The organism is Microcoleus sp. B4-D4 (genome assembly GCF_036705185.1).
GTDB lineage: Bacteria > Cyanobacteriota > Cyanobacteriia > Cyanobacteriales > Microcoleaceae > Microcoleus.
On sequence record NZ_JAUBTX010000043.1, the window covers coordinates 48,128 to 56,403 of the forward strand.

At 43.7% G+C, this 8,276-nt stretch carries 6 protein-coding genes; 2 read left to right on the forward strand and 4 right to left on the reverse strand.

Annotated elements, in window-relative coordinates; translation table 11 throughout:
* The first annotated feature begins 104 nt into the window (after positions 1 to 104).
* Entirely contained in the window at positions 105 to 2,696 is a 2,592-nt protein-coding gene (locus tag QUB13_RS24190; protein WP_333385842.1) for a PAS domain S-box protein, read from the forward strand.
* 8 nt (positions 2,697 to 2,704) lie between these two features.
* The gene (locus tag QUB13_RS24195; protein WP_333385845.1) at positions 2,705 to 3,925 is read left to right on the forward strand and encodes a hybrid sensor histidine kinase/response regulator; all 1,221 of its coding nucleotides are present in this window, start codon (positions 2,705 to 2,707) and stop codon (positions 3,923 to 3,925) included.
* Between the two features lie 7 nt (positions 3,926 to 3,932).
* Here the strand turns inward: QUB13_RS24195 and QUB13_RS24200 are convergent, their stop codons facing one another.
* From QUB13_RS24200 to QUB13_RS24215, 4 genes are all read right to left on the reverse strand, one after another.
* Positions 3,933 to 4,517 carry a D-glycero-alpha-D-manno-heptose-1,7-bisphosphate 7-phosphatase gene (locus QUB13_RS24200; RefSeq protein ID WP_333385848.1) on the reverse strand — a complete coding sequence of 195 codons (585 nt, stop codon included), beginning with the start codon at positions 4,515 to 4,517 and terminating at the stop codon, positions 3,933 to 3,935.
* 210 nt (positions 4,518 to 4,727) lie between these two features.
* The gene (locus QUB13_RS24205; RefSeq protein WP_333385851.1) at positions 4,728 to 5,852 is read right to left on the reverse strand and encodes an ATP-binding protein; all 1,125 of its coding nucleotides are present in this window, start codon (positions 5,850 to 5,852) and stop codon (positions 4,728 to 4,730) included.
* Positions 5,849 to 8,074: a WD40 repeat domain-containing protein gene (locus QUB13_RS24210; RefSeq protein WP_333385854.1), complete on the reverse strand. Its 2,226-nt coding sequence runs from the start codon at positions 8,072 to 8,074 to the stop codon at positions 5,849 to 5,851. The genes QUB13_RS24205 and QUB13_RS24210 overlap by 4 nt, the downstream gene beginning before the upstream one ends.
* A 1-nt stretch (position 8,075) precedes the next feature.
* Positions 8,076 to 8,276 (reverse strand): hypothetical protein (locus tag QUB13_RS24215; protein WP_333385857.1); only part of this gene is annotated, 201 nt, incomplete at its 5' end.

Consider the following 8,276-nt stretch of genomic DNA (forward strand, 5'->3'; position numbering starts at 1 on the left):
TATTTATTTATTTATTTATTATTTGTTGGTTATAATTCCTAATTACCAACAACCAACAGCCAACAGCCAACAGTCAACAACCAACAGCCAAACAAAGAGCCCTTATGTGTATTGATCCCACAGACAACGCACGGCATAACTATCCCGTAGGGAATCGACCTCTCGAAACCTGCGAAGCATTAGTAACAGAGCAAAGCGCAAAAATTCAGCAACTCGAAGAACATTTGCAACAGCAGAGAGAATTGTGCCAGAAATTAGCAGCACAACTTAAAGTATGGGAAAATTCCAACTCTGCTGATTGTGTAACTGAATTGGATATCGCCGACGATCGCACTGAGTTAATCGCATCTCTGGAAAAAAGCCAGGAAATGTACCGAACTCTGATCAAACATTATCCGAATGGCTCGGTGTTTTTGTTCGATCGCGATTTGCGCTATACTCTGGTTGACGGTCAAGGTTTGGCAGTAGTTGGTTTGTCCAAAGAACTGTTGGAAGGCAAAACATTGTGGGAAGTATCGCCACCTGAAGATTTGCCACTTTTTGAGACTACATATCGCGCGGCTTTGGCAGGAAAAGAGAATAATTTTGAATATAAATACGGCGATCACGTTTATTCAACAACAATTGCTCCCGTCAAAAACGACCGGGAAGAAATTTTCGCAGGCATGGTCGTTACTCAAGATATTACCGAAAAGAAACAGGCAGAAATAGCGCTGGAAGAAATCAAAAATCAGCTAGAAATTAAATATAAAAAGCGCACTGAAGACTTGAAAACAGCCAACAATCTATTGCAGGAAGAAATTCTCTCTCGCTGGCGCGTCGAAGAAGCTCTGCGGCAAAGCCAGGAACAGCTAGAATTGTTTTTCTCTCAATCTTTAGATGGCTTTTTCTTTATGATGCTGGACGAACCCGTGCACTGGGACGATACAGTTGACAAAGAAAAAGTTTTGGATTACGTATTTACTCACGGGCGGGTAACGAAGGCAAATCATGCTTTGATAGCTCAATACGAAACTACTCGGGAAGAGTTGATTGGCAAAACAATTAACTTTTTTTTGTCCCACAACTTGCCAAAGAGCAGAGAGATATTCAGGCAATTTTTTGATGCTGGCAGAGTTCACATCGAAAATGACAATCGCAAGTTTGACGGGGAGAGAATTTGGGTAGAAGGCGACTATATTTGTATTTACGATTCTCTCGAAAGAATCTTGGGGTATTTTGGCGTACAGCGTGATATTAGCGATGCGGTGGTTGCAGCTAGACAACGCAAACAAGCTGAAGCAGCACTGAAAGAAAGTGAAGAAAGATTCCGACAGCTAGCCGAAAACATTGAAAGCGTGTTTTGGATGGTAGGCATTCAACCGCAGGAAATTATTTATATTAGTCCGGGTTACGAAAAAATTTGGGGCAGAAGCTGTGCTGAATTGTATGCTGGCGGACACTTTTTAGCGGATTCCCTCCATCCAGAAGATCGCTCTCGCGTTGTTGCTAAATTCGCTAAAAAAATTGTAGCTGAAGATGAGACGGAATATCGAATTGTTAGACCGGATGGCGAAATTCGCTGGATTCGCGATCGGGCTTTTCCGATTACCAATCAAGCTGGTCAAGTTTACCGCGTTGTTGGCATTGCCGAAGATATTAGCGAAAGCAAACAGGTAGAAAAAGCGTTCCGTGAAAGTGAAGGACGCTTCCGCCAGCTAGCAGAAAATATCCAAGATTCCTTTTGGTTAGTTTCTGCTGAGTTGACCGATTTGTTGTATGTAAGTCCAGCTTACGAACAAATCTGGGGGCGCAGCCGCGAAGCATTGTATGCAGATCCGATAAAATTGATGAATTGGGTGCATCCAGAAGATAAACATTTGTTGGACGAGGCAATGGGGCGAGTGTTGCAGGGCGAGTCCAGCAGTACCGAATATCGGATTTTTTTGCCAGATGGCACTATTCGCTGGGTTTGCGCTCGAGCTTTTCCTATTTACGACGAATCGGGCAATATTTACCGCATCGCTGGTATTTGTGAAGATATTAGCGATCGCAAATTGACTTCTGCCCGCATCCAAGCAGCACTCCGCGAAAAAGAAGTATTGCTGAAAGAAATTCACCACCGAGTCAAAAATAATATGCAGGTAGTTTCCAGCCTGCTGCAATTACAAGCTCAATACATTGAAGACGAACCGACGCTAGCTTTATTTGAAGAAAGTCAGACCCGCATCCATTCAATGGCTTTGATTCACGAGCAACTTTATCAATCCGACAATCTCGATCGGATCGATCTCCCGCCCTACATTGAAAATTTGCTTGCTAATTTGTATCAATCTTTTGGTTACGGCAATACATCCATCCAATTCAATGTCAACGTTGACCCAATTTCTTTAAATATAGAAACAGCAATTCCTTGCGGTTTGATTATTAACGAACTGGTTTCTAACTCGTTGAAATACGCCTTTACCGAAAGTTTGGCAGGTGAAATTAAGATTAATTTTCATCGTGACACAACTTCTCAGCAATTTCACTTAAGTATTCAAGACAACGGCAGGGGATTCCCTGCAGGTTTTAACATAGAACATACCGAAACTTTAGGATTGCGATTAGTGCGGATGTTGACCAACCAATTAGATGGAACTCTTGTGATTGACAGTAAGTGCGGAACTTGTTACGATATTAGTTTCACTGAGTTGTCTTATCGACGGCGCATTTAAAAAATAATATGAACGTTATAAAGATTTTGGTGGTCGAAGACGAAGTGATTGTCGCGGAAGACATAGCAGGCAGGTTGAAAAAACTGGGTTATATAGTAACAGCCACGGTTGTTTCAGGGGAAGAAGCACTGGAAAAAGTTGCAGAAGAACGGCCAGACTTAGTGCTGATGGATATCGTACTTAAAGGTAACATGGATGGTATAACAACAGCCGAACAAATCAGAACCAAGGTAGATGTACCAACAGTATTTTTAACAGCTTATGCCGACGAGAAAACGCTGCAAAGAGCGAAACTTACAAACCCATTTGGTTATATTATCAAACCATTTCAACAACATGATTTACGGGTGGCGATCGAGATTGCCCTGCACAGACACGAAATCGAAGCTAAGATGCGAGAATCTCTTAAAGCTTCGGAAGCAACGAGAGAGTGGGTGGAAGAAAAGTCGTACCGCCAAAACCAGTATATTTCAATGGCTGCTCACGAATTGCGGAATCCGCTCAACGCAATTTTAATCTCTGCAGAACTCCTACAGCTCGATCGCGATCGTAGCAATGATGAAGCCCAAGTCAGAACCCTGCGGCTGGTGAATTCAGCTACAAAAAAAATGAACCAGCTAATCGACGATATGCTGTTCATGGGCCGAGCAGAATCAGGTAAACTCAAATCCCATCCATTACCGATAAATTTAGTCGAATTTTGTCAAGATTTGCTCGATCAACTGCAGTTAGGAAATGAAGCCAAGCACAAACTAAAATTCATCGCGTCTGACGTTACCAGCGCGATTTTAGATCAACAATTGTTGCACTGTATTATTTCTAACTTAATTGTCAACGCCATCAAATATTCCCCCAGCGGCGGTCAAGTCAGCTTGGAATTGCAATACAGTCAAGCAGGAGATGGAGACAAAGAACCTATTTTTTGTTTGTCTCGCGAGTGTTTATTTCCCAATACTCAATGTACAAATATTAACTATCCCTTACTAATTATCCGCATCCGAGACGAAGGTATCGGCATCCCAGAAACCGAAGTAGAAAAAATATTTGAAATGTTCTACCGCTGCAAAAATACTGGAAAGATTAAAGGTAACGGTTTGGGATTAACCATTGTCAAAAAAGCTGTGGATTTGCAAGGAGGTGCGATCGGCTGTGAAAGCAAAATCGGCGTTGGTACTAACTTTACAGTCGTGCTTCCCTATGTAGCTCTTTCCTCAAAAAATCATAGATAAGACTTATTTAATCATCAAAATGTTGCAAAATCCACTCAACCGCCACTGCTAAATTGGCTGCAATAAAATCCGGTTTAGTATGGTGCTGATACTCGCCGCTCAACACGCTTTTGCCGTAACCAGTCTGCACTAAAATACCAGTACAACCGGCATTGTGAGCCATATCCACATCAGTCGCTTTGTCTCCCACCATAAAACTGTTCTGTAAATCCAAATTGTGTTCCCAAGCGGCCGCTACCAACATCCCTGTATTCGGTTTTCGCCACGTTGTATACCGCGTAAATTCTGGGTTAGTTCCGCCTTCGGCTGCGCTTAAATAAGGACAGTAATAAAGAGCATCTAACTTGGCTCCTGCTTCATTTTCTAATAGCTGACAAAGGCGTTTGTGCAAAGCTTCTACGTGGCTAACCGGATAATAATTTCTCGCCGGACCTGATTGGTTGGAAACCAAACAGCAAAATATTTGTCGGTCATTTAATTTGCGTACAGCTTGGGCGACTCCGGGGATTAAATGCAAATCTTCTACTTTGTGGATGTAGCCGGCTTCGATGTTGAGTACGCCATCTCTGTCAAGAAATACTGCTCGTTTCATTGTTGTATTTTTTTTGATATAATATAAAACTAGGTGGCATCGGAATTATTCATCTCTCTATTCTCTCCCTCTGTGTCCTCTGTGTTCTCTGCGGTTAAATCATTACGATGCAACCGGAAACGATATAACTCGGCGATTTAAATCGCGTCTACACAAACAAAGTCCGCCTGCGCGGACTGAATAGAAAAAATGCAAATCTAGGTAAACTCATCATTCTAAAATAGATTTTTTACCCAGCCATTCGCGGAAACTATCATGATACAAACTATAGCAAATTTCTCCTCTAATTTCTTGTTTATTTAAGAATTCAATCCAATTGTCTAACACTTTTTCAACCTCGTATTCATCCCGATCAATTATATTGGATATCGCACTTACAGACAAACCTGTTGTGGATTGTACCAAAACATTGAGCACAGACAACTCGATCGCAGATAAGCCATCACCTCTCATCCGCAGCCAGTGGTTTTGATAATACGCTGCTAAACCGGGAGGAAGTTCAGGGAAAAGTGAGGACTCTCCCAGATTAGCATCGGGGTGTGAATTCTCGTTAATGGCAGGTAACATCTGACTCAGATACATGAAATTGTTTTCGCTGACAGTTGCGAGTTGTTGGCAGAATTCGGGTTGAGTTAAATCCGGTGCGGTTGATAGGTATTTCTGAATGTAATTAAGGGCATCTTCCCGATTTTGGGCGGGATAATCTCTTAAATCGAGAGTTTGAGAGGGCGTTTCAATTAACAAACCGGATTTCTCTCTCAAAAACGGGCGGCGGGCGAGGATAAAATAAGTACGATCGCCCAAATATCTCGGCAGATAAAACAGATTTGAGCTCGGAGGCTGACTCGTGCGGGCGATCGCGTCTACAGAATCAATGACTATTATCAACTTTTGGCGATCGGCTAATTTATCGCTAATTTGCTGAAGCAACAAAGACAGAAACCAACTCCCATCATCGGATTCGAGATTTTGAAGTTGAGATTTGAGCTTGAGGATTTCGGATGTTTCCCCATTGGCTGCAAGGTATTTGTCAATCAGTTGAGTGCAGACAGAAGCGAGAAAATCTTCAGCTCGATTTTTGCCTTCAACTCCAGCGTTGTAATAGATACTGCGAGGATGGGCGGTGACATATTGGGCGAGGATGGAACTTTTGCCGCAGCCGGGAGTGCCGACTATTGTGAAATAACCGCGGCTGTGGGAGTCCAGAAAGTCAGATATCGCAGAAAAAACAAATTTGCGCCCTGCAAAATTCTCGGTTTTTTCTCGCAGGAGTTGCTGAAATTCTTTTGGGTAAGCGGCGGTAGAGATGGGAGTTGGCAGAGGTGAGGAATTCATGTTAGTTCCTCCATCCCCTCTAGGCGCAGGAAATATACGCGGCCGGATTCGTCGCCTGCCACAATTGTGACTCCATCGGGTGCAATAGCGCAACAGGCGATCGAACTTTCGCCCGTGAAACTAGCAATGACATTTCCAGTGGTTAAATCCGAGACTTTGAGGGTTTTGTCCCATGAACCAGATATCGCCCGTTTGCCGTCGGGGGTTATGGCGACTGCTTTTACCACGTCGCTGTGATCTTTGAGAGTAAATTCTTCCTTTCCAGTTCTTAAATCCCAGACTTTGAGAGTGTTGTCTCTTGAACCAGAAATTGCCCGCTTGCCATCAGCAGTGACGGCTACTGCATATACTAAGTTGCTGTGACCTTGGAGAGTAAACAGTTCCTTTCCAGTGGTTAAATCCCAGACTTTGAGGGTTTTGTCCGATGAACCAGAAATCGCCTGCTTGCTATCAGCAGTGACAGCAACTGCATTTACCCAGTCGCTATGACCTTGGAGAGTAAACAGTTCCTTTCCAGTGGTTAAATCCCAGGCTTTGAGGGTTTTGTCCGATGAACCAGAAATCGCCTGCTTGCCATCAGCAGTGACAGCAACTGCTTTTACCCAGTGGATATAATTTTTTAAAGTAAAGAGTTCCTTTCCAGTTATTAAATCCCAGACTTTTAGGGTGGTGTCCGATGAACCAGAAATCGCCCTCTTGCCATCGCCGATGACGGCTACTGTATTTACCTGCTGACTGTGACCTTTGAGAGTAAAAAGTTCCTTGCCAGTGGTTAAATCCCAGACTTTGAGAGTGTTGTCTCTTGAACCAGAAATCGCTCGCTTCCCATCAACAGTGACGGCTACCGCATTTACCCACTGGCTGTGGCGTTTGAGAGTAAACTCTTCCTTTTCAGTGGTTAAATCCCAGACTTTGAGGGTGTTATCAAATGAACCAGAAATTGCCCGCTTGCCATCAGCAGTGACGGCTACTGCATTTACCTGCTGACTGTGACCATTGAGAGTAAACTCTTCCTTTCTAGTGGTTAAATCCCAGACTTTGAGGGTGTTATCCCACGAACCAGAAATTGCCAGCTTGCCATCAGCAGTCACGACTACTGCATTTACTGAGTAGCTATGACCTTTGAGAGTAAACTCTTCTTTTTCAGTGGTTAAATCCCAGACTTTGAGGGTGTTGTCTCTTGAACCAGAAATCACCCGCTTGCCATCAGCAGTGACGGTTACCGCATTTACCGAGTAGCTGTGACCTCTGAGAGTAAACTCTTCCTTTCCAGTTGTTAAATCCCAGGCTTTGAGGGTGTTGTCTCTTGAACCAGAAATCACCCGCTTGCCATCAGCAGTGACGGCTACCGCATTTACCAAGTAGCTGTGACCTTTGAGAGTAAACAGTTCCTTTCCAGTGGTTAAATCCCAGACTTTGAGGCTGTTGTCCGATGAACCAGAAATCGCCCGCTTGCCATCAGCAGTGACAGCGACTGCATTTACCGAGTTACTGTGACCTTTGAGAGTAAACTCTTCCTTTCTAGTGGTTAAATCCCAGACTTTGAGGGTGTTGTCCGATGAACCAGAAATCGCCCGCTTGCCATCAGCAGTGACAGCTACTGCATTTACCAAGTAGCTGTGACCTTCGAGAGTAAACTGTTCCTGTCCAGTGGTTAAATCCCAGACTTTGAGGGTGTTGTCTGATGAACCAGAAATCGCCCGCTTGCCATCCTCCGTGACGGCGACTGCATTTACCGAGTTGCGGCCTGTGAGGGTGCGTAGCAATCCCCTGCGAGGCGGAGTTAAACAGGGTGTCAAAGGACGCAACCAAGGTGCTGCTTTCCACTGCTTTGCTACCTCTGGCATTGCCTGAATTGCCGGAATGTTAAAGTGCAGCAAGCGCCCTAACAATTGCCCTGCCAGTTGCGTCTTATCTCGCTCCCAAATATCGGCTGACATCCACAGTACCACTTGAATCAAGTTCAGGGCTTTCGCTTTTTCTGGGTTGTACTCTGGGTGACTTAATGCTTCTGAATTGTCAACCAAATTGAAATCATCAATAAGTGCCTGCACCCCAAATTCAGGATGCTGAATCTTTGCCATCAGAAAGTTAAAATCAGTCAGTTTTTGATAATACTTTTCTAAATTACCTGACTTGACATGATTTGGCAGTAAGCTGCCCAGATAAGCACGTTGATAGAAAAGTGGTTTGGCCGCTAACTTGTCAGCAAATTTTTCCATATCACGCCATCCCCTCTTCTAAATACTCAGTAATCCGTTGATTTACTTCCTTAAACATCTTCCGCTTTGAATCCATCTCCCGTTTGCTTTTCAGAAAGTCAAGGAAACTAGCATGATAGATGGTGTAAGCTGAGACGCAGCTAGATTGTATAATATAAAAAAATAAGCAATCATTAGTTATAGTGTATGCCAGCCAAAAATC

Coding starts and splice junctions, on each gene's coding strand:
- QUB13_RS24190 (WP_333385842.1), top strand. CDS start 105: ATGTGTATTGATCCCACAGACAACGCACGGCATAACTATCCCGTAGGG.
- QUB13_RS24195 (WP_333385845.1), top strand. CDS start 2,705: ATGAACGTTATAAAGATTTTGGTGGTCGAAGACGAAGTGATTGTCGCG.
- QUB13_RS24200 (WP_333385848.1), bottom strand. CDS start 4,517: ATGAAACGAGCAGTATTTCTTGACAGAGATGGCGTACTCAACATCGAA.
- QUB13_RS24205 (WP_333385851.1), bottom strand. CDS start 5,852: ATGAATTCCTCACCTCTGCCAACTCCCATCTCTACCGCCGCTTACCCA.
- QUB13_RS24210 (WP_333385854.1), bottom strand. CDS start 8,074: ATGGAAAAATTTGCTGACAAGTTAGCGGCCAAACCACTTTTCTATCAA.